20 protein-coding genes are annotated in these 23363 nt (G+C 71.7%); 8 read left to right on the top strand and 12 right to left on the bottom strand.

Annotated elements, in window-relative coordinates:
* Window positions 1-378: 378 nt before the first annotated feature.
* From ACZ7M3_RS22545 to ACZ7M3_RS22530, 4 genes are read right to left on the bottom strand one after another with little or no spacing between them, the layout of a single operon-like run.
* The gene (locus ACZ7M3_RS22545; RefSeq protein WP_472065444.1) at window positions 379-1713 is read right to left on the bottom strand and encodes an AAA domain-containing protein; all 1335 of its coding nucleotides are present in this window, start codon (window positions 1711-1713) and stop codon (window positions 379-381) included.
* On the bottom strand, window positions 1710-3314 hold the full coding sequence (locus ACZ7M3_RS22540; RefSeq protein WP_472065443.1) for a hypothetical protein: 1605 nt from the start codon (window positions 3312-3314) through the stop codon (window positions 1710-1712). Before ACZ7M3_RS22540 ends, ACZ7M3_RS22545 begins: the two co-directional genes overlap by 4 nt.
* A complete protein-coding gene (locus tag ACZ7M3_RS22535) occupies window positions 3305-4519 on the bottom strand; it encodes a hypothetical protein (RefSeq protein ID WP_472065442.1) in 1215 nt (404 codons plus the stop codon). The genes ACZ7M3_RS22540 and ACZ7M3_RS22535 overlap by 10 nt, the downstream gene beginning before the upstream one ends.
* Window positions 4470-5468, bottom strand: coding sequence for a phosphatase PAP2 family protein (locus tag ACZ7M3_RS22530; protein WP_095854479.1), 999 nt, complete (start codon window positions 5466-5468; stop codon window positions 4470-4472). The genes ACZ7M3_RS22535 and ACZ7M3_RS22530 overlap by 50 nt, the downstream gene beginning before the upstream one ends.
* Before the next feature lie 262 nt (window positions 5469-5730).
* Here ACZ7M3_RS22530 and ACZ7M3_RS22525 point away from each other — a divergent pair, with 262 nt between their 5' ends.
* Window positions 5731-6327, top strand: a complete 597-nt coding sequence (locus tag ACZ7M3_RS22525) for a histidine phosphatase family protein (protein ID WP_472065441.1) — start codon at window positions 5731-5733, stop codon at window positions 6325-6327.
* A 20-nt stretch (window positions 6328-6347) separates the two neighbouring features.
* On the opposite strand, the gene ACZ7M3_RS22520 is transcribed toward ACZ7M3_RS22525, so the two are convergent.
* Window positions 6348-7796, bottom strand: a complete 1449-nt coding sequence (locus ACZ7M3_RS22520; RefSeq protein ID WP_472065440.1) for a hypothetical protein — start codon at window positions 7794-7796, stop codon at window positions 6348-6350.
* A 301-nt stretch (window positions 7797-8097) separates the two neighbouring features.
* Here ACZ7M3_RS22520 and ACZ7M3_RS22515 point away from each other — a divergent pair, with 301 nt between their 5' ends.
* A complete protein-coding gene (locus ACZ7M3_RS22515; RefSeq protein WP_472065597.1) occupies window positions 8098-8526 on the top strand; it encodes a hypothetical protein in 429 nt (142 codons plus the stop codon).
* Between the two features lie 74 nt (window positions 8527-8600).
* The gene (locus ACZ7M3_RS22510; protein ID WP_472065439.1) at window positions 8601-9518 is read left to right on the top strand and encodes a spermidine synthase; all 918 of its coding nucleotides are present in this window, start codon (window positions 8601-8603) and stop codon (window positions 9516-9518) included.
* A 75-nt stretch (window positions 9519-9593) separates the two neighbouring features.
* Here the strand turns inward: ACZ7M3_RS22510 and ACZ7M3_RS22505 are convergent, their stop codons facing one another.
* Window positions 9594-10121, bottom strand: coding sequence for a hypothetical protein (locus ACZ7M3_RS22505; protein ID WP_472065438.1), 528 nt, complete (start codon window positions 10119-10121; stop codon window positions 9594-9596).
* Between the two features lie 119 nt (window positions 10122-10240).
* On the opposite strand from ACZ7M3_RS22505, the gene ACZ7M3_RS22500 reads away from it, so the two are divergent.
* The 3 genes from ACZ7M3_RS22500 to ACZ7M3_RS22490 all read left to right on the top strand — a co-directional run bounded on the left by ACZ7M3_RS22500 (window position 10241) and on the right by ACZ7M3_RS22490 (window position 13968).
* The gene (locus tag ACZ7M3_RS22500) at window positions 10241-10942 is read left to right on the top strand and encodes a response regulator transcription factor (protein ID WP_472065437.1); all 702 of its coding nucleotides are present in this window, start codon (window positions 10241-10243) and stop codon (window positions 10940-10942) included.
* Entirely contained in the window at window positions 10939-12321 is a 1383-nt protein-coding gene (locus ACZ7M3_RS22495; RefSeq protein ID WP_472065436.1) for a sensor histidine kinase, read from the top strand. Before ACZ7M3_RS22500 ends, ACZ7M3_RS22495 begins: the two co-directional genes overlap by 4 nt.
* A 159-nt stretch (window positions 12322-12480) precedes the next feature.
* A complete protein-coding gene (locus tag ACZ7M3_RS22490) occupies window positions 12481-13968 on the top strand; it encodes a glycoside hydrolase family 18 protein (protein ID WP_472065435.1) in 1488 nt (495 codons plus the stop codon).
* Window positions 13969-13985: 17 nt separating this feature from the next.
* Here ACZ7M3_RS22490 and ACZ7M3_RS22485 read toward each other — a convergent pair whose 3' ends face one another.
* The 6 genes from ACZ7M3_RS22485 to ACZ7M3_RS22460 all read right to left on the bottom strand — a co-directional run bounded on the left by ACZ7M3_RS22485 (window position 13986) and on the right by ACZ7M3_RS22460 (window position 21010).
* Window positions 13986-14717: a class I SAM-dependent methyltransferase gene (locus ACZ7M3_RS22485; protein ID WP_351298091.1), complete on the bottom strand. Its 732-nt coding sequence runs from the start codon at window positions 14715-14717 to the stop codon at window positions 13986-13988.
* Window positions 14718-14954: 237 nt separating this feature from the next.
* Window positions 14955-15998, bottom strand: coding sequence for a hypothetical protein (locus ACZ7M3_RS22480; protein ID WP_472065434.1), 1044 nt, complete (start codon window positions 15996-15998; stop codon window positions 14955-14957).
* Window positions 15999-16168: 170 nt separating this feature from the next.
* Entirely contained in the window at window positions 16169-17605 is a 1437-nt protein-coding gene (locus ACZ7M3_RS22475) for a GH1 family beta-glucosidase (RefSeq protein WP_472065433.1), read from the bottom strand.
* A gap of 133 nt (window positions 17606-17738) precedes the next feature.
* The gene (locus ACZ7M3_RS22470) at window positions 17739-18647 is read right to left on the bottom strand and encodes a carbohydrate ABC transporter permease (protein ID WP_067380947.1); all 909 of its coding nucleotides are present in this window, start codon (window positions 18645-18647) and stop codon (window positions 17739-17741) included.
* 12 nt (window positions 18648-18659) lie between these two features.
* A complete protein-coding gene (locus tag ACZ7M3_RS22465; protein WP_472065596.1) occupies window positions 18660-19673 on the bottom strand; it encodes a carbohydrate ABC transporter permease in 1014 nt (337 codons plus the stop codon).
* Between the two features lie 5 nt (window positions 19674-19678).
* Complete coding sequence (locus ACZ7M3_RS22460) at window positions 19679-21010, bottom strand: ABC transporter substrate-binding protein (protein ID WP_121416044.1); 1332 nt, start codon at window positions 21008-21010, stop codon at window positions 19679-19681.
* 429 nt (window positions 21011-21439) lie between these two features.
* Between ACZ7M3_RS22460 and ACZ7M3_RS22455 the strand changes: the two genes are divergently transcribed.
* Complete coding sequence (locus tag ACZ7M3_RS22455) at window positions 21440-22495, top strand: LacI family DNA-binding transcriptional regulator (RefSeq protein ID WP_261684819.1); 1056 nt, start codon at window positions 21440-21442, stop codon at window positions 22493-22495.
* A gap of 36 nt (window positions 22496-22531) precedes the next feature.
* A complete protein-coding gene (locus ACZ7M3_RS22450) occupies window positions 22532-23362 on the top strand; it encodes a serine/threonine protein kinase (protein ID WP_472065432.1) in 831 nt (276 codons plus the stop codon).
* Window position 23363 lies beyond the last annotated feature (1 nt).

The raw sequence follows: 23363 nt of genomic DNA, 5'->3' as shown, positions 1-23363 counted from the left end.
GCCGCCCCCTATGGATCCGCTGTGGATCCATGGGTGGATCTACCGTCGCCACAGCACCCGATGCTCCGCCACATGCGACAGCACCGCGTGATTGGCCCAGCCGTCCGGGCTGTTTCCATCGGCCGCCTCCGGCGGCGTGCCGGACTCCGTCCGGCGGATCGGGTGGCGCCGTGCTGGTCGCCTGATGGGCAGGTGCGGTAAGGATGGTCAGGGACGCCAGGTCACCCGGTGCTCGGACCAGTGGTCCCAGGTGGACATCATTGCCTCCCAGCCGTCCGGGCTGTTTCCATCGGCCGCCTCCGGCGGCGTGCCGGACTCCGTCCGGCGGATCGGGTGGCGCCGTGCTGGTCGCCTGACGGGCAGGTGCGGTAGGGACGGTCAGGGACGCCAGGTCACCCGGTGCTCGGACCAGTGGTCCCAGGTGGACATCATTGCCTCCCAGCCGTCCGGAAACTTCACCGTGACCCCCAGCTGCACCGGCTCCGTCGACGGATGGTCGTCCAGCAGTTCCGTCACCCCCGCCCGGCACACCACGATGCACGCGTGCCGATGCCGCGAGGCGAGGACGCACAGCCGCCCCGTCTCCAGGTGGAACGCGGTCGCGTCGGGCCGCCCGGACAGCGGATGCAGCACCACGGTGACGTCGAACTCCCGCCCCTGAAGCCGATTTGCCGTGTCGACGGTGACGTCCGTGACCCCGAGGTCGGCGAGCGCCGCCCGTACGGCCGCCGCCTGGTCCCGGTGCGCCGTGCCGACGGCGATCCGGTCGGCGGTCAGCGGCAGCGGTTCGTCCGCCCGCTCCGAGGTGGCCGCACCGCCCCGGTCCAGCAGCCGCCGTACGACCTGGGCAACCGCCCGTACCGCCTCCGGGTCCGTACGCGGCGTGTGCCGGGCGGGCAGCTCCAGCAGCCCCCAACCGGCCTCCGCCGCCTCGTCGATGACCCGGTCGGGACCCGAACCGTCCGACGCCACAGCGAACTTCAGCCGCCGGTCACCATGGCCGGTGCCGCTGCGGAACGGCGTGTACGGGTAGAACGCGTCCGAGACGAGCGGTGCCGCGGAGGCCGGCAGCCGCCAGGACACCGGGAGGCGGTGCTGCGGCAGTTCGGGGTTGTGGGCCAGCAGTGTCGTCACCGCGGACGCCGACGGGTCGTACGACAGCCCCGCCCACTGCTCCGAGCCGACGATCGCGAACGGGTCCAACTGCCCGGGGTCGCCCACGAACAGCGCCCGCTCGAAGAGCCCCGCCACGGCCAGCAGCGCGTCCGACCGCATCTGGTAAGCCTCGTCGACGATCGCGTGCCGCCACGGCTCGACCCCCTTGACGTGGGCCCACTTGGCGGCGGTCGAGACGACCACGTCCAGGCCGGCCAGATCGCCGGCCTTGGAGGACTTGCGTACGTTCGGCAGGTCGTCCAGAGCCTTGTCGTAGGGGTCGGGATCGCTGCTGTGCAAGCGCCCCACCGGCAGCTCCCCGTTCTTCTCGGCGAGTCGCAGCACCAGGTCGTCGACCTGGGCGTTGGTCTGCGCGATGACCATCAACGGGCGCCCCGCTGAGGCGAGTTCGAGCGCCGCGCGGACGACGAGGGTGGATTTCCCGGCACCCGGGGGCGAGTCGACCACGACACCGCGGTGCGTGCCGTGCAGGGTGTCGTCCAGGATCGCGTCGGTGGCGCGGCCGGCCGCGGCTGCGGGATCGAAGACCGTGGTCACAGGACGTCCTCCTCCGTCACCGGGTCCGGCTGCGGTACCGCGTCGGGCTCGCCAGGCGGTCCGCCGTGCGTCCACGGGGTGTCCTCCGGGTCGGGCAGCTTCGCGCCGCCCCGCTGCTCGTGCTCGAAGAGCGTGAAGCAGAGGAGGTCCCCCTTCTCCGGCACGGACCCGGTCTCGGGTTCCTTGCCGCGCCCCATCTTGTCGACGATCCGCAGGACCACAAGACCGTCGCCCTCCGACGACTCCTCGTACCCGACGAACTCGGCCGCCTGCGGCTTCCCGCCCAGCGACCGGTACACCTTCGTCCGCTCCCCGAGGTGCGGCCGGTCCTCCGTGCGCACGGTCACCAGGGGGCGGGGGCTCGGCCTCTTGCTCTCGCTGTACGCCATGACGACGTCCGTGACCTCACCCGCGAAGGCCTCCCCGACCAGCCGCCGCCCGGCCATGACCAGCGGATCGTCGAGGGCTTCCTGTGCGTCCAGGCGAGCCTGTTCACGCTCGCGCGTGGCCAGCTTGTTCGCCGCGGTGACCGCGTCGTCACGGCGTGGCTGCGGGGGCTCGCCCGCGGTGATCCGGTCGCGGTGGCCGGTGAACGACCAGCGATCGCGGGTCCACCGGTCGGCCGCGTGGGAGCCCTCGGGGAGCGTCCGCAGCAGGTCGAGGCCGCGCCACACCGCGTCCCAGGTGGGCCGGGTGACCTGCTCGACGAGGGCGCGGATCTCCCGCTCGGCGGCGGTGAGTTCACCGAGCCGGTCGTCCGCCTCCAAGCCGTCCTCGGCGGCGGCCAGGGCGGTCCGCGCGCGGTCGTAGCGCTCGATGGCGGGAGCGAGCAGTTTGTTGTCGAAGGCGGGGTCGGTGGCCGGGCCCGCGGGCGGGCACACGAGCTGTCCCCCGGCATCCCGCCGCAACTCGGCCCGCAGCGCGGCCGCCGCGCCCGACGCACCCTCCGGGGGGTCGATCCAGGCGAGCAGCGCCCCCAGGTGCTGGTCCTCCAGGCTGCTCTGGCCGGTCGCCCAGTGCCGGGACAGTACGTCGGTGAGGGCGAGCAGCAGGGCGGAGCCGGGCACCCGGGCCCGCTCTGCGAAGTGCGTCAGCCACCGCCCGAGCAACGGCACCCGGGGCGGTGCCGGATGGGGTGCCTCCGGCTCCTGCTCCGCGGTGCGTCGAAACCGCGTGGAGCGGCCGAGGAGCCGTACGAACTCCACGCCCGCGCGGCTCGGCACGATCAGCTGCGGGGCGTCCGCGCACAGTTCGACCTCGACCTTGACGCGCTTGCCGGTCTCGGGATCGGTCTCGCTGCGCTCGGCCGCCTCGACGTCGTCGGCGTAGGCGTCCACGTACGGCAGTACGACATCGGCCAGCTCCGCGAGGAACGCGAACCGCAGGTCGCGGTCCCGGGGTTGCGGCACGACCAGCAGACGGGGCGCGTCCCGGTCCGTGCCCACCAGCGCTCCGAGCGGGGCCCCGGCCTCACCGGCGGTGGTCAGCGGTACGAACACCAGGGGCCGCTCGGTCAGATGCCGGTGCCGCACGGTGGCGAGGGGCTGGGCCCGCCCGCTCTCGACGGCCTCCAGCCGGGCGAGGGTGGCGATCAGCGACAAGGGGCCACCTCCGGGAGGACTTCGCCGGCCGGCTCCGGCCGGCCGGTGGGAGACGTCGCGCGCCCCCGCAGGGCCTCCGACCGCAGGGCCGCGGCCCTGCGCAGGGCCACGACCGCCGGGTCGTCGGGGTCCCCGGCCGCGCCGTGGGCCGCCGCCAGGACCTCACCGATCGTCGTCAGCCCGCCCAGTTCGGAGCGGAGCGACCGCCCCAGGGCCGTCACCACGCCTTCGGCGCGGGAGCGGTCGCGGCAGTGGAAGGCGAGCTCGCAGGCGGCCAGGCACTCGGGGGCGTACGTCGCGGGGACGGACTCGACGGCGGCCGTCAGATCGGCGGCCGGGAGGTCGGGGGCGAAGCAGGTGCCCTCGGGGAGGGCGTCCGCGATGTCCTCGACGCGAGTGAGGCGGGCCAGCTGGCGGCGGGTGACCGCGCGCTGCTTGCGGATGTCGACGGCGGACGCGGTGGGCAGGTTGGAGAAGTCCTTGGGGCAGACCAGCAGGACCCGGTGGCGAACGTCGGGGATGGTGCCGCCGTCCTGGGCGTCACGCCCTTGGGGCCCCGCGCCGAGGCGCGCGGCCACCTCCTCCAGGGCGAGCACGTAGACCGCGGACTGGCGGGCGGCGGCGCCCACCTTCGCCGGGTCCGCGGAGCCGTCCAGCATCGGGAAGGACTTGATCTCGACGACCGTCCAGCTTCCGTCGGGGTGGACGACGACGGCGTCCGGCTCCAGGAAGGCGGGGGAGCCCGCGACGTCGAGGGCGAGCATGGGGTGGTCGAGCAGGGTCCAGGCGGCGGCCGTGGTGGCCTCGCGCAGGGCGAGCGCCGTACGGGCGGCGCGCCCCTCGGGGCCGACCGCGCTCAGGTCGGGCACGACACCGGCCGCGGGCGGCTCGGCGCCCGGGTCCAGCTTCTCGTGCACCAGCCGCAGCAGCTCCGCGCCGCCGTCGGCCTTGACCCGCGCCTCGAACGCGTTCCCCCGCATGAAGGCGAACTGGGACTGGCCGAAGGCGGACGGCGAGCCCAGCGCGTCCGCCAGCTTCGCCTTGTCGACGCCCGCGCCGTCCAGCAGGGCCCGCCGATCACACCCTGGATTCGCGGCGAGCGCCGCGAGGGCCCGCGCGTCCAGCGCCTTGGGCGGTACGGCGGAACCGCGCAGCTCAGCGAGCTGCTGCCGCAGCGCCTTCCCCGGCATCCTTGGGGGAGGCACCCGGCTCGGCCTCGGGCCCGGTTCGGGACTCGCGCTGTCGGGGAATTCGCTCACCCGTGGAAGTCTGGCATCCGCCACTGACAATTGAGGAACGTGCGCCGCGCGAGGCGCCCGCGACCCACGGGATGCGGGCACTGAACAGCCCCCGCACACGGTCCGCGAGACGCATCACGTACGGGGTCAGCAGCAGCCCGATCCCCATCACCGCGGCGCCCGCCGCCGCGTCGAGGAAGTAGTGGTTGGCGGTGCCCATCACGACGATCGTGGTCAGCAGCGGATAGGCGATGCCCGCGAGCCGGACGACGGGTGTGCGGCCGTAGCGCCACAGCATCACCCCGCACCACAGCGACCAGCCCACGTGCAGGCTGGGCATCGCCGCGTACTGGTTGGTCATGCCGCCGAGGCCGCGCGGCGCGCTCGCCTCGCCGCCCCACCAGCCGTACGAGCTGTACTGGGCCATCGTGTCGACGAAGCCGTGGCCCGCGGAGAGCAGCCGGGGCGGGCAGGTCGGCATCAGCGTGAAGCCGATCAGCCCGATCAGCGTGGATGTCATCAGCCAGGTGCGGGCGGCGCGGTAGCGCACGGCCCGGGAGCGGAAGAGCCAGATCAGGATCGCGGGCGTCACCAGGTAGTGCAGCGACGCGTACCAGAAGTCGGCGGGGACGCCGAGCCAGGCCTCGCGGGTGAACAGCCGGTTCAGCGGGTGCTCGGCGTTGAGGTGGAGGGCCTTCTCGACGCGCAGGATCTCCAGGCCGTGACCGACGGCGTCGTCGGTGTCGCCCCGGGCGAGCAGCCGGCCCGCCGAGTACGACGCGTACACCATCACGAGCAGCGGCAGCTCGGTCCACCAGCGCAGCCGGGTGTGCGATGCGGCGGTGCGCAGTTCGGTCCACCGGCGGAGCCGGGCGCGCGGTGCCGCCTCGGTTCGCCGTGCATCGGTCTGCGGCATCCGATCGCCCTCCCCCATCTGCTTGCGTGACCTGTGGTTGTTGCCTACGTGACCAGCCGATTGCGCTCCGGTGACGCGGCCATCCGATTTTACGGTGTATGTGAACGGCTTAAGGAGGCGCCCCCCGGTCGTCAAAGACGCAGAGATCGCCCGACGGGTTGCCCGACGCGAGGGTGAGACATGATGGAACGACCCATCTCTCAGGTCCGCGTCTCCTCCTCGTCCCGTACGTCCTCCACGCGCACCGGAAAGGCTTCTCTTCATGGCACCGCGCATCCTGCTGGCCCGGCACGGTCAGACGGAGTGGTCACTGTCCGGCAAGCACACCGGCAGGACCGACATCCCGCTCCTGGAAGAGGGCCGCCGCGGCGCCAAGGTGCTGGGGGAGCGACTGCACCGGGCGCCCTTCGACGGGCTCTCCGGTGTCGAGGTGCGCACCAGTCCGCTGGCACGCGCGCGTGAGACGTGCGAACTGGCCGGCTTCGGCGAGCGTGCCACCACCTGGGACACGCTCATGGAATGGGACTACGGCGCGTACGAGGGCATGACCCCGGCCGAGATCCAGGCGGTGCGCCCGGGCTGGTTCATCTGGCGCGACGGCGTCCCCGAGGGGGAGAGCCTGGAGCAGGTCACCGCGCGCGCGGACGAGGTCGTCGCCTGGGCCCGCGCGGAGGACCGGGACGTGCTGGTCTTCGCGCACGGGCACATCCTGCGCTCGATCGGCGCCCGCTGGCTCGGCCTCCCGCTCGACTTCGCGGCCCGTATCCGCCTCAACCCGACCTCGCTGTCGGTGCTCGGCTGGGCCTACGGAGAGCCCGCGATCGAGACGTGGAACGACTGCGGACACCTGACCGCGTAGGCACCGGCCTGCGGCCGGGATCACGAGATCCGCGGCAGACTTGCGTGGCGCTCGAGGAACGCCGACACACCCGACGCCCGGCGGTGCGGCAGCAGTACGCGCGCGGTGCCCGCCAGCATGGTCTGGATGCGCGACGACTGCACCTCGCCCAGCAGGTCGAGGACGCGCAGACCGGCGAGGGCGGCCTCGTCGGGGCGGCCGCCGCGCGCGAGGTCGTCGGCGAGCTCGGCCGTGTAGAGGGCGATGTTGCGGGTGAAGTGCGGGTCCTGGAGGTGCGCGGCGCGCCGGGCGTGCCGGGCCGCGCGGGTCCAGTCGCCCAGCGTCGACCAGCACTGCGCCTCCAGACCCTCCAGTTCGGCCTCTCCGTAGAAGGTCATCCACTCGGGATCGGTCTCCGAGGGGCCGCGTTCGAAGAGCGTCTGCGCGCGGACGAGCGCCTGCTCGCACCCCGGTCGGTCGGCGAGTCCGGCCCAGCCGCCCGCCTCGCGCAGCGCGAGCAGGGAGAGCAGCCGCGGGGAGCCGAGGGGGCGTGCCGCGCGCTGCGCCGCCTGCGCCGCGCGCACCGCCTCGCGCGGGCGCCCCGCGTCGCGTGCCAGGAACGCCGTGTTGCAGAAGGCGTGCGCCTCGAGGGCCGGGTCGCCTGACATCCGGGCGGTCGCCAGCGCCTCGGCGTAGTGCGAGCGCGCGTCCTCGAAGCGTCCGGAGTCGTGTGCCAACCAGCCCACCGAGATCGCCAGTTCGCCCGCCCCCGCGTACAGCCGGTCGGCGGTGGTCTGCCGGGTGGTGCCCGCGTCGAGCAGTTCGTAGGCCGTCCGCAGCGGCGCCGCGGCCCGCCGGTAGAGGCCGTCGGCCCCGTGCCGGTCGTCGAGCAGCCGGATCCGGCGGACGGCCTCTTCGAGGGCGCCCGCCTCGGACGTCCCCACCCGGTGAGCCCGACGGTCCGCGGCCGCGGCCGGAGCGCCGAAGGTGATCCCGAAGGGGCCCAGTGAGGCCGCCGCCATGGTGGCGGTGCCTCCAGTCATGAATGCGCGACGTTGCACGTCGCTCTCCTCGTGGTTCTCGTGCGTGTCGTACGGGTCCTGCGTGTCATACGTCTCGTGCGTCTCCTCCGTCTCACCGGTGGTGTACGTCGGGCTCGTGGTGTGGGGAGGGGGCGCCTCGTCCGTGTCGCGCGCCCCTCGGCCGCGTACGGATGAGCGGGGCGAGAAGCCCAGGTCGGTCAGCGTGCGGCCGGGGAACATGTGCAAGAACACCCGTTCGTACGCGTAGTTGGGGCAGCGGATCTCGCCTGCCTCGACCCGCCCGATGTAGCGCGCGTCACAGCTGACCCGCTCCCCGATCTCGCGCGCGGCCCTCCGTACCGCCGCGGCGAACTCGCCCGGCGAGTGCTGTCCGCGCAGCCGCCGGAAGGCGAGATTCGGCCGTGGTGGCCGGGGGGACTGGGACGAGGTCACCGCTGACGACGCCATGGCCGGGCCCTCTCTTGCGAACCGTCGAACCATGCCGGACTCAAGGCGAGTTTGTCCGTGTTGCGGCGTGTGTCGCCCTGTCCCGGCGGAGCAAGAACGTACCTGCTGTGACGGTGTCACCACGCTGGGTTTGGCTACAAAACGGATATCTCATGCACGATCCGCCATGAACTGCCATCCTTTGCGGCTGAGTTATGCCGTAGCCGTTGACGTTCTGACGCGTTGAACCCGGTGGACCGGGAGCGCACCCGAACTCCCGACCCACTCGTGCAGGAGGAGGGGTTCCGTGTTGGAGACCGGGATGGAGAGCACCGAGTTTCGTACGCCGTTGTCGACCGCCGAGCACCGGCCGTCCCCCGAGTGCGACGCCCCACCGGAGCCGGTCGCCGACTGCGACCTCGTGACCGTTCCGGCGCGCCAGGGGCTGGAGGCGGTCGACATCCTGCGCCGCGGCTCCTGCGACTCCGTCGGGCCCGTCCTGCTCGACGGCTGCGACACCCTCGGCTTCCTGGTGCCGCCCGGCACCGCGGACGCCTGGGACATGCCGGGCAGCACCTGCACCCAGACCAACGGCCGCGGCCTCAGCCTGGTGGCACCCGAGCCCCCGGTCGAGGGCTCGGACTGGCTGCTGCCGCCCGGCGACGCGGACCTCGCGACCGACCCGGCCGTGCTGCGGGCGGCGCTGGGCGAGGCGGCGCGGCTGATCGAGGCCGCGGACAACTGCAGCTGACCCCGGAAACACCGGGCGGTGCCCCCACGGGTTGCCGCTGCGCCGACCTCCCTGTACGCCCTGATAATGGCAGGATGGGAAGGTCGAGGAACAAGCGGTCCGACGACGCGCGTGACGCGTCGCGTGACGCGTCGCGCGGTTCGCGCCGCGGGCAGGCGTCCGCCGACGCCGTCGTCGAGACGGTCGAGGGCGGCCTCGCCGAGCTGATACCCGACCGGGACCGCCCGCGCGCCTGGACCCTCCTCATCGACGGCGCTCCCCAGTCCCACGTCGACCTCGACGACCCCGCCCATCTGAGCTTCGAGTACCAGCGCCGCCTCGGCCATGTCATCGACCTCGTGGCCCCGCCCGGCAAGCCCGTGCATGCCGTCCACCTCGGCGGCGGAGCCTTCACCCTCGCCCGCTACACCGCCGCGACGCGCCCCCGCTCCACCCAGCAGGTCGTCGAACGCGACGGGGCGCTCGTCCAACTGGTCCGCCGCGAACTTCCCCTGGACCCGAACGCCCGCATCCGGGTGCGCTCCCTGGACGCCCGCGAAGGCCTCGCCAAGGTCCCCGACGGCTGGGCGGACCTGGTGATAGCGGACGTGTTCAGCGGCGCCCGCACCCCCGCGCACCTCACCTCGGTCGAGTTCCTCACCGACGTCCGCAGAACCGTCAAACCCGGTGGCCTGTACGCCGCCAACCTCGCCGACGGCCCCCCGCTGGCCCACCTGCGCGGCCAGATCGCCACCGCCGCGACCGTCTTCCCCGAGCTCGCCCTCATCGCCGACCCCACGGTCCTGCGCGGCAAACGCTTCGGCAACGCCGTCCTCGTGGCCTCCGGCCACCCCCTGCCCCTGGCCGAACTCACCCGCCGCGCCGCCTCGGACCCCCACCCGGCGAGACTCGAACACGGCAAACTACTCACCGACTTCACCGGGGGAGCGCTGCCGGTGCTGGACGCGGCGGCGGTGGCATCCCCGGCCCCGCCGGCATCGGTGTTCCGGTGAAGCGCCCCGTAGGGGCGCGGGGAACTGCACGCCCAGCCACAACAAACCCGCACCCGACCCGCAAAGCCCGCGCAGCTAATACGTGCCGATCTCCACCCGCGGCGGCCCGTCGTGCCACGTACAGAACACCGACACCCGATCCGCCCCCGAAGTGAACTCCACCCGAATCCACGACTCCGTCTTCCACACCTGCATCGACCACCCCGAACCCGGCGTCGCCGAGACGAGCGTCGCGGAGGTCGTGCCGAGATCGAAGACGGCCCGCCCCCCGTCGGTGTCGTAACTCTTGACCTGCCCCACCGGTCCGGAGGTGCTCGGACTCGGGTCGGCGGAGGGCGATGTCGAGGGCACCGGCGTCGCGCTCGGCCGCGGACTCGCCGACGGCTTCGAGGCGGAGGGGCTCGGACTCGCCGACGGCCGACTCGTCGACGGGGCAAGCGCCTTGGCCTCCTGCGTCGTCTTCCCGCCCACCATGATGGGCAGCGCGCGCGGCGGATCGTAGGCCGTCCCCGTCATGACCGTGTGGACGCCCCACCACGACAGCGTGACCGCCGCGCCCGTGGCGAGCGACCAAGCCAGTACGTGTACGAATCCTCTGAGCATCGCCAGCCATACTGCCTCACGCGCCCCATGGGTGTCTCCCGTGTCTAGGGACAGGACGGCGGGCCGAGTTGTCCACAGGCACCGGACCGGCATCGCACAGATGGCGTACGGTGCGGCGCATGGCAAGTGTGCTCGTGGTCGAGGACGACCAGTTCGTACGCAGCGCTCTCATCCGGCATCTGACCGAAGCCGCGCACACGGTGCGCAGTGTCGGCACCGCCCTTGAGGCGCTGCGCGAGGTCGCCCATTTCTCCTTCGACGTCGTCATCCTGGACCTCGGACTGCCCGATCTGGACGGGGCCGAGGCGCTGAAGATGCTGCGCGGAATCACCGATGTCCCGGTGATCATCGCCACCGCGCGGGACGACGAGACGGAGATCGTCCGCCTGCTGAACGACGGGGCGGACGACTATCTGACCAAGCCGTTCTCGGTCGAGCACCTGTCCGCGCGGATGGCCGCGGTCCTGCGCCGCTCGCGGTCGACGGGCGATGCGCCCGCGTCGCCGGTCATCCGGGTCGGCGGCCTGTCCATCGACCCGCTGCGCCGCCAGGCCGAGCTGGACGGCGCCCGACTGGACCTCACCCGGCGCGAGTTCGACCTGCTCGCGTTTCTCGCCGGGCGGCCCGGTGTCGTCGTCGCGCGCAAGGAACTGCTCGCCGAGGTGTGGCAGCAGTCGTACGGGGACGACCAGACCATCGACGTCCATCTGTCGTGGCTGCGCCGGAAACTGGGCGAGACGGCGGCGAGGCCGCGCTATCTGCACACGCTCCGCGGGGTCGGCGTGAAGCTGGAACCACCGAGCGTGGAGCCGCCGCGATGAGGTGGGCACTGGTCAAGGTGTGCGTGGCGGTGACCACCATGGTCGTGGTGGCCTTCGCGGTCCCCCTGGGGCTCGTCATCAAGGAGATGGCCAGGGACCGCGCCTTCTCGAACGCCGAGCGGCAGGCCGCGGCCATCGCGCCCGCGCTGTCCATCACCACCGACCGGGACCAGTTGGAGCGGGTCGTCGCCTCAGCCGGCTCGGACGACGGGATGGCCGTGCACATACCGGCGAGCGACGGCGTCAAGGCGGTCGACATCGGACGGCAGCGCGCCTCCGCCAAGGACATCGCGACCACACGCAGCATCGGCCGGGCCTCCACCACCGAGGTCCCCGGCGGCTCCACCCTGCTCCAGCCCACCGCGCTGAGCTCCGGCGAGATCGCGGTCGTCGAGGTCTACGTCCCCGAGTCCGAGGTCAGCAACGGGGTCGGCACCGCCTGGGCGGTGCTCGCCGCGGTCGGGGTCGCGCTCATCATCGGCTCGGTCGCGGTCGCCGACCGGCTGGGGGTACGGATGGTGCAGCCGGCACAGCGGCTGGTCGAGGGCGCGCACGAGCTGGGGGAGGGGAAGCTCGGCGCGAGGGTGCCCGAGGAGGGGCCGAACGAACTGCGGCTGGCGGCGGTGGCGTTCAACTCGATGGCGGATCAGGTCGTACAACTCCTGGCGAACGAGCGGGAGTTGGCCGCTGATCTCTCGCACCGGCTGCGCACCCCGCTGACCGTGCTGCGGCTCAACACGGCCTCGCTCGGTGACGGGCCGGCCGCCGAGCAGACGCGGGCGGCGGTGGCGCAGTTGGAGCGGGAGGTCGACACGATCATCCGGACGGCCCGGGAGGCCAAGCCGCAGACGGCGGCGACAGTCATCGGCGCCGGGTGCGACGCGTCCGAGGTCGTCCGCGAGCGGATGGACTTCTGGTCGGCGCTCGCCGAGGACGAGGGGCGCAAGGTGCGAGTCGCGGGAGCGGACCGTCCCGTACGGATACCCGTCGCCCGGGCCGACCTCGTCGCCGCGCTCGACGCACTCCTCGGGAACGTGTTCCGGCACACCCCCGAGGGCACGGCCTTCGCGGTCGACGTGCACAACGGCGAGGACGCGGTGATCGTGCTGGTGTCGGACGCGGGCCCGGGCATAGTGGACCCGGAGGCGGCGATGGCGCGCGGGAAGGGTTCCGGGAGCGACGGTTCGACCGGCCTCGGCCTGGACATCGTGCGCCGGCTCGCGGAGTCGACGGGCGGGGACGTGCGGATCGGTTCGTCGGTGCTGGGCGGCACCGAGGTGCGCATATGGATCCAGCTGGACGGGCGGGCTCCGGTGCGGCGCGGGCACAGGGGGTCCGTGCGGCGTCGCAGATGGGGCGTGGGCGCGAGCCGGGTGTGAGGCGAATTGGTCTCTACCTTTAACCGCCCCCGATGCCTTCCTTAAGCGCACCATAAGATCGCCAATGACCGTCCCGATCAGGCGTTTTGCCCGGTTTCGGATCGCTAGCGTGCTGCCGCACCCCCATCCCCCCGTGAACGGCGAAGGCAGGCACCCGCGATGAGCACTACGCACCGGCGCAAGGTCAGTGGCAGGAACAAGGCGATAGGCGGGATCGTCGCCGCGGCCGTGGTCGGTGGTGGCGCCTTCCTGTTCTCCGGGACCGCGCTGGCGGCCGGCGTCGGTGCCGCGTACACCAAGACCAGTGACTGGTCGACGGGTTACACCGCGCAGTACGTCATCACCAACGACACCGGCCAGGCGAAGGGGGACTGGACGCTGGAGTTCGACCTGCCGTCGGGTGCCGGGCTCAGCTCGCTGTGGAACGGAACGTCGACGGTGAGCGGGCAGCACGTCACCGTCAAGCCGCCGTCCTGGGACAAGGACGGGCTGGCGGCCGGCGAGTCGGTCACCGTCGGCTTCGTCGTGAACGGCACCGCGGACCCGAAGGGCTGTGTCATCGACGGCGCCAAGTGCTCCGTGGACGACGGCGCGACGCCGGAGCCGAGCGGCCGCCCGACCCAGTCGCCGACCCCGACCCCGACCCCGACCGCCACCCGGCCCTCCACGTCGACCCCGACCCCCACGGCCACTCCCACTCCCACGCCCACCCCCACTCCCTCCGCCTCGCAGACCACCGGCAGTGGCACGACGACCGGCGCGGGCTTCGCGCCGTACGTCGACACCTCCCTCTACCCGGCCTTCGACCTGGTAGGCAGCGCCACGGCCACCGGTGTGAAGGACTACAACCTGGCCTTCATCACCGACGGCGGCGGCTGTACGCCGAAGTGGGGCGGGGTGACCGACCTCGCCAGTGACGGCGTGGCGTCGCAGATCGGCGCGCTGCGGGCGAAGGGCGGCGACGTCCGGGTGTCCTTCGGCGGCGCCTCGGGCTCGGAGCTGGCGACGACCTGCTCGTCGGCGGACGCACTGGCGGCGGCGTACGGGAAGGCCGTGGACGCGTACAACCTGACCAAGGTCGACTTCGACGTCGAGGGTGGCGCGCTGCCGAACACGACCGCGAACACGAACCGGGCGAAGGCGATCGCGAAGCTCCAGCAGCAGCACCCGAACCTGGACGTGTCCTTCACCCTCCCGGTCATGCCCGAGGGCCTGACCCAGGACGGCGTGAACCTGGTCTCCGACGCCAAGTCGAACGGAGTGAAGATCTCCGCGGTCAACATCATGGCGATGGACTACGGCCCCTCGTACAACGGTGACATGGGCACCTACGCCGAGCAGGCCGCCACCGCCACCCAGGCCCAGGTGAAGAGTGTCCTCGGGCTGTCGGACAGCGCGGCGTGGAAGACCGTCGCCATCACCCCGATGATCGGGGTCAACGACGTCGCCGCCGAGACCTTCAAGGTCGACGACGCGACCCAACTGGTCGGCTTCGCCAAGTCGAAGGGCCTCGGCTGGCTCTCCATGTGGTCCGCCGCCCGCGACAAGCAGTGCCCCGGCGGTGCGAAGAACTCCGCCGACGCGACCTGCAGCTCGATCGTGCAGGACGCGGGCGCGTTCTCGAAGGCGTTCGGCGCGTACAAGTAGTCGACCCCGTCGGCGGGTCACCCGTCGCGGCGGAACAGGGCCGTCCAGAGGAAGGGTTCGCCGAAGAGCCCGGACTCGGGCGGCTCGTCGCGCATGCGGCGCAGTTCGACCTCGGTCAGGTCGGAGAAGACCCAGCGCAGGGACTCCGGTGTGTAGGCGAGTCCGCCGTGCAGTGCGGACTGCTGATAGAAGGCCTCGTCGGGGAGTTCGGAGCCCATCGCGCCGGCGGCGAAGCAGGTGAGGGCGAGGTGGCCGCCCGGGGCGAGGACGCGGTCGAGCAGGGCGAGGTAGCTGACGCGGCGGTGCGGCGGCAGATGGTGGAAGCAGCCCGAGTCGTGGACGAGGTCGTACGGGCCGCCCCAGTCGGGGTCGGTGAGCGCGAACGCGTCACCGCAGTGGAAGCGGATCTCGGCCCCGGCCTCGCGCGCACGCTCCCGCGCCCAGGCGATGGCCGTCGGGGAGAGGTCGACCGCGTCCACCTGGAAGCCCGCGGCGGCCAGATGAAGGGCGTTGCGCCCCGGGCCGCAGCCCAGATCGAGGGCGCGGCCCGGGGCGATCAGGTTCTCGTCGAGGTATCCGACCAGGTTCTCGTCCGGCTTCGCGACGAAGAACGGTACGGGCTTGGAGCGGTCGGCGTAGAAGCCGTCCCACCAGGCGGCGCCACCCACCGTCCACCGATCGGCCCCCGGCGCGAACAGGCCGTCCAGCAACTTCAGCACGTCGTCGACGGTGCGTATGTTCCGGTCCATACGGTCCCCTTCCAGGATGGGGGAACGGTAGGCCCGAAGGCCACGAAAGGCCAGGTCAGGGCGGCTTCCCGGAGAGGTGTGAAGGGGCTTTGCGGGGCCCGGGACGGGAGGGCGCGCCCACCCCGTCGGAGCTGCGCCGCGCGGTCGCCCAGGCCCCCTTCGACAGGCGCGCCGGGGGCATTCCCGAAGGCGCCGAGGCCACTTTCTGTCGGGCCGGCCGGCGGGGTCCGTCGTCGCTCAGGACGTGGTGGGCAGTGGCTGCAGTGCCCCCAGTATCCAGGGCACGTTCTCCTGCTTCGTCACGATGAGTATCGGGGAGTCGCCGTCCCGGCACTCCACCACCAGCGTGTCGGTGCCGTAGTCGCCGCCGTGCGGATCCGTCCAGTACGGCGGGCGTACTCGCTGGGGGACCACGGTGGCGGGTACGGTCCGGCGGGCGAACTTGCCGGTCGGGTCCGGGGTCGTCACCAGAAGACCGGGACCGGCCACCAGATAGCCGCCCCCGCCGTAGGGCCTGTCGCCGCCTTCGCCCAGGACGCCACCCTGGAAACACTGCTCCGTCTCCGGGACCTTCGGCGTCACCACGACGGCGTCGTCACCGCCCCTGTGCCGCCGCCGCAGCAGCTGGTAGGCCCCGGCGCATCCGACCAGGACGAGGACCGCGGCCGACGCGGCGACCAGCAGCGGGGCCCCGACCCCGTCGACGGCCAGGGGCGCCACGACACCGGCGCAGACGAGGACGAGCAGGCCCGTCGCGGCGGGCGTGATCTGCCAGGGGTAGCTCCGAGGAGAGACGGCGGACACCCGCGACCACCAGAACACGCTCAGGACGATCCCCACGCCGAAGAGGACGAGACCGAGACCCCCGGCGTAGAAGAGCCGATAGGTGTTGCGGGGGTCGGCCTGCGTGTACCGGCGCCCGGCGGGGAAGTCGACGTACCGGATCTTCCCCCGCCACTGGGTGACCTGGACCCGCACCCCGGACCAGGCTTTCGGGGACTTCGGACCGGAACCGCTGATCCGCGCGCGGTCGCCCTTGCCGTCGGCCTCGGTGACGTAGAGCCGGTACGACGTCGACCTGTTGCCCGTCACCACTTCGGTGTGGTCGATCCGCGCGCTCACGGTACGCAGACAGTCCTCGGGACCCGTCGAGTCCGTCTTCTCGGGACAGGCGACCGCGGCCCTGAAGTCCCGTTCCTCGTGCCGGGCCCCGAGCATGGGCCCCAGCAGCAGCCACACCCCGATCAGCACCAGGCAGCAGCCGAACACGACGGGCGGCACAACCCCCGGGCGGCGCCCTCGTGGTGACGGATCGTCGGGTCTTGGGGACGGCGGGGTGTCCTGAACTGGCGTCACCGTCCCATTCTGCTCGACCGCGTCGGGGGCGCGGCACCCCCCTCAGGTGCCGCGCCCCCTCCCCCGCTTCCCCCGGGACAAAGGAACCGAATGACCTACTCGGCGCCGGCCGACGCCGCCGGCGGCAGCGAACCCGTTCGCGCCACCTGTCCGTACCAGTGCGCGCTGGACTTGGGCGTACGGGCCAGGGTCGCGTAGTCGACGTACACCGCCCCGAACCGCTTGTCGTAGCCGTACGCCCACTCGAAGTTGTCCATCAGGGACCAGAGGTAGTAGCCCCGCACGTCCGCGCCGTCGGCGATCGCGCCGCGCACCGCCGCCAGATGGCCGTGCAGATACGCGATGCGCTCGGGGTCGTGGACGCGGCCCTCCGGGTCCGGCTTGTCGTCGTAGGCCGCGCCGTTCTCCGTGATGTACAGCGGCAGCCCCGGGGCCTCCCGCGAGTAGCGCATGATCAGGTCGTGCAGGCCGGTCGGGTCGATCGTCCAGCCCATCTCCGTACGCTCACCGGGAGTCTGGTGGAACGCGACACCGTCCGCACCCGGCCACGGCGAGTACGCACTCGCCCCGTGCCCGTCCGCGCGCGGCCCGTCCGCCGACTTCTCCGCCGCCGACACCAGCGTCGGGGTGTAGTAGTTCAGACCGAGCGCGTCGAGCGGCTGCTTGATCACCGAGAGGTCGCCGTCCAGGACGTACGACCAGTCCGTGATCGAGGAGGTCTCCGCGAACAGGCCCTCCGGGTAGGCTCCGTGCAGCATCGGGCCGTGGAAGACGCCGTTGGCCAGGTTGTCGATGCGCCGGACCGCCGCCAGGTCCGCCGGGGCCTGGGAAAGGGGCCTGACCACCGACGAGTTCAGACTGACCGCGACCGTGTTGCGGGCCGGCATCGCGGACCTCAGCGCGGTGGTGCCCAGGCCGTGCGCCAGGTTCAGGTGGTGGGCGGCCCTGAGCGAGGCCGCCGCGTCCGTACGGCCCGGCGCGTGCACACCCGAGCCGTAGCCCAGGAACGCGCTGCACCACGGCTCGTTCAGGGTGATCCACTGCTCCACACGGTCACCCAGCGCCTCGCCCACGATCTGCGCGTACTCGGAGAAACGGAACGCCGTGTCGCGCTCCGGCCAGCCGCCCGCGTCCTCCAGCTCCTGCGGGAGGTCCCAGTGGTAGAGGGTGACGGCCGGCTTGATGCCGTGCGAGAGCAGCTCGTCGACGAGGTTGCGGTAGAAGTCCAGGCCGCGCTGGACCGCGGGACCGCGGCCCGTCGGCTGCACCCGGGACCAGGAGACCGAGAAGCGGTACGCGGACAGGCCCAGCTCCGCCATCAGCGCCACGTCGTCCCGGTAGCGGTGGTAGTGGTCGACAGCGATGTCACCGGTCTCACCACCGGCGGTCTTGCCGGGCGTGTGGCTGAAGGTGTCCCAGATGGAGGGCGTACGGCCGTCCTCCCGTACCGCACCCTCGATCTGGTACGCGGAGGTCGCCGCGCCCCAGAGGAAGGCGGGGGGAAAGGTCACGGGCGATGCGGACTCAGGCATGGAAGCGCTCCCATAGGAGGTCGTGGAGACCGACGGTAAGAAGAAGAGGGGGAGGGGCGAGGAGGAGAGAAGAGGGGGAGGAGGGGCCGGGGCGGCGGTGGCCCGGCTCCCCTTCTCCCACCGACGAACGAGGTCAGCCCTTGACGGCGCCCTGCATGATGCCGCCGACGATCTGCTTGCCGAACAGGGCGAAGACGAAGAGCAGCGGCAGCGTGCCGAGCAGCGCGCCCGCCATGATCAGGGACTGGTCGGGAGTGAAACCGCGGCCGAGTCCCGCGACCGCCACCTGCACGGTCGGGTTGCCGGTCTGGGTGAGCACCAGGAACGGCCACAGGAAGTCGTTCCACGTCTGCACGAACACCAGCATGCCGAGCACCGCCATGGCGGGCCGGGCGGCCGGGAACACCACGTGCCAGATCACCCGCCAGCTGCTCGCGCCGTCGACACGGGCCGCCTCGATCAGCTCGTCCGGCAGCGCCTGGATCAGGTACTGCCGCATGAAGAACACCCCGAACGCGCTCACCAGCGACGGGAAGATCACCGCCTGGAGCTGGTCCGTCCAGTCGAGCTTGGCGACCATCATGTAGAGCGGGATCACGCTGAGTTGCGGCGGCACCATCATCGTGCCGACGACGATCAGCATCAGGGCGCCCCGGCCCTTGAAGCGCAGCTTGGCGAAGGCGAACCCGGCGAGCGTCGACAGGAAGACGACGGTCACCGCGGAAACACCCGCCACGAACGTGGTGTTGACGAACGCCTCGCCCAGGTTGGCCTCCGTCCAGGCGACGTCGAGATTGTGGAAGAGGTTCGAGCCGAACCAGAACGGTGGCGGGGACTGCGCCAGCCGGTTGGTGTCGCGGGAGGCGGCGATCGCGGTCCACACCAGCGGGCCCAGCGAGCCGATCGTGAACAGCGCGAGGATGACGTACGCGAGGGGCCCCGCGTGCATCTGCCCGCCCGCGCGCGCCGACTTGGGGCGCCGCAGACGCTTCGGCGGTTCGGGTACCGCGTCCGCCGGGGGTTTCGTCAGGGTCGTCGTCACGGCCGGTTCTCCTTAACTACTGGCGCGCAGCCGGCGCGAGATGACGTAATTGACGATCCCGATCACGATGAGGATCAGGAACATCGTCCAGGCGATCGCGGAGGCGCGGCCCAGGTGCTGGTTCACCCAGCCCTGCTCGTAGAGGTACAGGCCGAGCGTCTGGAACTGGTGCTCGGCGCCGCCGGAGGCACCCTTGTTGGCGTCGAACAGCAGCGGCTCGCCGAAGACCTGGCTCGCGCCGATGGTCGAGACGACGACGGTGAACAGGATCGTCGGCCGCAGCGACGGCAGGGTCACGTGGAAGAACTGCTGCCAGCGGTTGGCCCCGTCGAGGGCCGCCGACTCGTACAGGTCGTGCGGGATCGCCTGCATCGCCGCCAGGTAGATCAGCGCGTTGTAGCCGGTCCAGCGCCAGATGACGATCGTCGAGACGGCGATCTGGGAGGGCCACTTGTCGTTCTGCCAGTCGATCTTGTCGAAACCGATGGCGTGCAGCGCCCAGTTGATCACGCCGTAGTCGCGGCCGAACAGCAGCACGAACACGAGCGAGGCGGAGGCGATCGACGTCGCGTACGGCGCGAGCATCATGACCCGGTAGAAGATCGAGCCGCGCAGCTTGTAGTTGAGGATGTGGGCGAGGCCCATCGCCATCAGCAGCTGCGGGACGGTCGAGATGATCCCGATGGTCAGGGTGTTCTTCGCCGCGTTCCAGAAGAAGTCGTCGTCGAAGATACGGGTGTAGTTGCGCAGGCCCGCCCACTGCATGTCGGTGGGCGCCGTCAGCTCCACCGTGTGCAGCGAGGCCCAGCCCGTGTAGATCAGCGGGAACAGGCCGAACGCGAGGAACAGCAGGAAGAACGGGGAGACGAACGCGTACGGGCTCCACCGTATGTCCCGCTGCCAGCGCCGGGACATACGGTTGCGGCGCCGCTGTTCCCGCTCGTCGGGTACGGCGGCGGGCGGATGGCCCGGGGCCGCGCCCCCCTCCTCGGTGGGGGGCGCGGCGGTGTCGTGCCGGGTGGCCATACCGGTCACTTCTCCAGGTTGTTGTCGATGGTCTTGGTGGCCGTCTTCCAGGCCTCCGCGGCCGACTTGCCCTTCGTGACGAGGATGACGCCGTTGTCGGTCAGACCCTGCTGGATGATCTGGTCCTTCGGGCCGATCACCTGGGTCGGGATGGCCTTGGCGGCCTCGGCGAAGACCGTGCCGATCGGGGTGTCACCGGTCATCGTGTTCTTCGCGCCGGTGACCTGGGGCAGGCTGTAGGCACCGGGTGCGCTCGGGAAGCTGCCCTGCACGTTGAACAGCTTGGCCTGCTGGGCGGGCGCGGTCAGCCAGGTGACCAGCTTCTCGGCCTCCGTGACGTGCTTGCCGCTCTTGGGCACGGTCAGGAAGGTGCCGCCCCAGTTGCCGGACTTGGGCGCGGCGGCCACGTCCCACTTGCCCGCGGCGTCCGGCTTCGACTTGCCCTTGAGGTAGCCGAGCATCCACGGCGGGCAGGCCACCGCGGCGAACTTGCTGTTGGCGATCGTCGTGTCCCAGGCCGGCTGGAACTGCGTCTGAGCGCCGACCAGTCCCTCCGAGGCGGCCTTCGCGGTCAGGTCGAAGGCGCTCTTGATGGCCGGGTTCGTCTTGTAGATGACCTTGCCGGAGGAGTCGTAGAACTTCTCCTGTTCACTGCTGATGACCGCGTTGAGCAGACCACCGGGGGAGTCCATGAAGGTGGTGCCGCTGGGCGCCTTCTTCTTGTACGTCTCGCCGGCGGCGACGAGCTTGTTCCAGTCGCCCGCCCACAGCTGCCCGACCTTGTCGCGGTCGGTGGGCAGGCCGGCCTGCTGGAAGAGGTCCTTGCGGTAGCAGATCGCCATCGGGCCGATGTCGGTGCCGAGTCCGATCGTCTGGCCGTCCTGGGTCGTGGCCTGCTGCCACTTCCAGTCCAGCCAGTTGGTCTTGCTCACGCCCGAGACCTTGGACAGGTCGACGAGCTTGCTCGCCTGGGTCCCCACGACCTCGGCGATGTTGCCGACTTCGACGGCCTGGACGTCCTGCAGGCCGCTGTTGGTGGTGAGGTGGTTGACGAGCGCCGGGTAGTAGTTCTCGTTGCGCTCGACGACGTTCTCGGCGATCTTGATGTTCGGGTTGAGCTTCTCGTACTCGGTGTAGAGACCGGCCTCCTTGAATCCCTGAGTGCCGAAGAGACCCAAGGTGATCGTGGTCTTGCCCTTGCCTCCGCCCGTGTCGCTGCTGCTCCCACCGCTGCTTCCACCACTGTCGTCGGCACAGCCGGCCAGCAGCCCTGTGGTCAGCGCGGCGACGGCCGCGAGGGCCCCCAGACTGCGGGACCGACGGGTAATCGTGCGCATTGCGTCCTCCTGTTGCCTGACGTGCCGACCCCCCGGCCAACTGCACTGTTGGGCCCGTTGTTTCTCGCTGCGGCTCGGGCGGGGAACGTGCGGGATGTGTATGTGTCAGGTACCGTGGGAGCGCTCCCACAGGTGATGTGTTGAAGAGTCGTCGGTTCGCGCGGGGGTGTCAAGGGAGCCGACGCGGAGAGATGCGTTCAGTTATCGGCCTGTTAGCTAACTCCGGGGGACGGGCGGGAGAGGCATCGCGGACGGTTGAAGTGGCTCGTGTCAGTGGGGTATTGGCCCCGGCGGGACGGTCGGGCGACGGCCCCTGGCCGGGATGGGCGGAACCTCGTCCGCGTACGGGTTGCCGAGGTCCGGGTGATGAACGGGACTGTTAGATTCCAGGCCAGTCGCGGAGCACGCGGCGTCGACGGGAGGCGGACCATGGCAAGCCACGGAGCGCGGGGCCGCGGAGGCGGCCGGCCGACCTTGGAAGAGGTCGCGGCACGCGCGGGCGTGGGCCGCGGCACGGTGTCCCGGGTCATCAACGGCTCCCCGCGGGTCAGCGACGCGACCCGCGCGGCCGTCGAGGCGGCGGTCGCCGAACTCGGCTACGTCCCGAACACGGCGGCACGCGCCCTCGCCGCCAACCGCACCGACGCGATCGCCCTCGTCGTCCCCGAGCCGGAGACCCGCTTCTTCGCGGAACCGTACTTCTCGGACATGCTGCGCGGCGTCGGCGCGGAGCTCTCCGACACCGAGATGCAGCTGCTGCTGATCTTCGCGGGCAGCGACCGGGAGCGGCAGCGCCTCGCCCAGTACCTGGCGGCGCACCGCGTCGACGGCGTACTCCTCGTCTCCGTCCACGCCGACGACCCGCTGCCCGACCTCCTCTCCCAGCTGGAGATCCCGGCCGTGATCAGCGGTCGCCGCTCGGCGGACGAGACCCTGCCGTCCGTGGACTCCGACAACTACGGCGGCGGCCGCATGGCCGTCGAGCACCTGATCGCCCAGGGGCGCCGGAGGATCGTCCACCTGGCGGGGCGCCTCGACGTCTTCGGTGCCCAGCGCCGTGTCGACGGCTATCGCGAGGGGTTGCGCGCGGCCGGCCGCGAGGCGGACGACCGGCTGATCATTCCGGGCGACTTCACCGAGGAGGGCGGCCGGCGCGCGATGACCGAGCTGCTGGCCCGCTGCCCGGACCTGGACGCGGTGTTCGCGGGCTCGGACGTGATGGCGGCGGGCGCCCGCCAGGTCCTGCGCGAGCTGGGCCGCCGCATACCTGACGACGTCGCCCTCGTCGGCTACGACGACTCCGCCATCGCCCGCCACATGGACCCGCCCCTGACGAGCGTGCGCCAGCCGATCGAGGAGATGGGCCGCGCCATGATCGACCTGCTGCTCGGGGAGATCGCCGACCGCCGCCCCGCGGTTTCGCGCGGTCTGGAGAAGCGGCAGGTCGTGCTGCCGTCCGAACTGGTGGTGCGGGCCTCGTCCTGACGCGCGGAAAGGCTTCGATAGGGCAATCTGATCGGTATGGTCCTCCACCCTTTGCTCGGAGTCGATGAAGTGCCCGCCATGGAGCCCTACCTGGCCAGGGTGGGGGAGGTGTTCCAAGCGTTCCCGGAACAGGACTCGGGGTGCGTGTCGTACGGCGTCCGGCTGCTCGACGGGGCGCGCTGGTTCGTCAAGGAGGCGGTGACCGGCCACGGCCGGCACTCGCTCGAACGGGCCTGGGCCTTCCACCGGGCCGTCCGGCACCGGGCGATCGTCCCGCAGGTCCACCGCATCGCCGTGGGGCGCGGCGGCGCGGCGGTGGTGATGCCCTGGCGGGAGGGCGAGGTGCTGTACCCGGCCATGGTGGGCGGACCGCGCGACCGTACGGGCCCTGGCAGCCCGATGGCCCGCTTCCGCGCCCTGCCGATCTCCTGCGTCCTCGACGCCTTCGACCGCGTCCTCGACGCCCATCTCGCGGTGGAGGTCGCCGGGCATGTCGCGGTCGACTTCTACGACGGAGCGCTGCTGTACGACTTCGGGGGCGACGTCGTCCACCTGGTCGACCTCGACGAGTACCGGCCGGGCCCGTTCGTGGTCGAGGAGGAACGCCTGCCGGGTTCGCGCCGGTTCATGGCCCCCGAGGAGTTCGTGTGCGGGGCCGTGATCGACACCCGTACGACGGTCTTCACCCTGGGCCGCACCGCCAGGCTCCTGCTGGACGCGGGCGACGAGGAACGCGCCTGGCGGGGCACCCCGGCCCAGCAGGCGGTGATCGTCCGGGCGACCCGGTCCGACCCCGAGGAACGCTTCGAGGACGTCCACCGGTTCGCCGACGCGTGGCGGGCCGCCAATCGCCCGCACGGGGGCTGAG

The sequence above is a fragment of the Streptomyces sp. NPDC111656 genome, from assembly GCF_055656965.1.
This window is presented reverse-complemented; position numbering and strand designations above follow the sequence as displayed.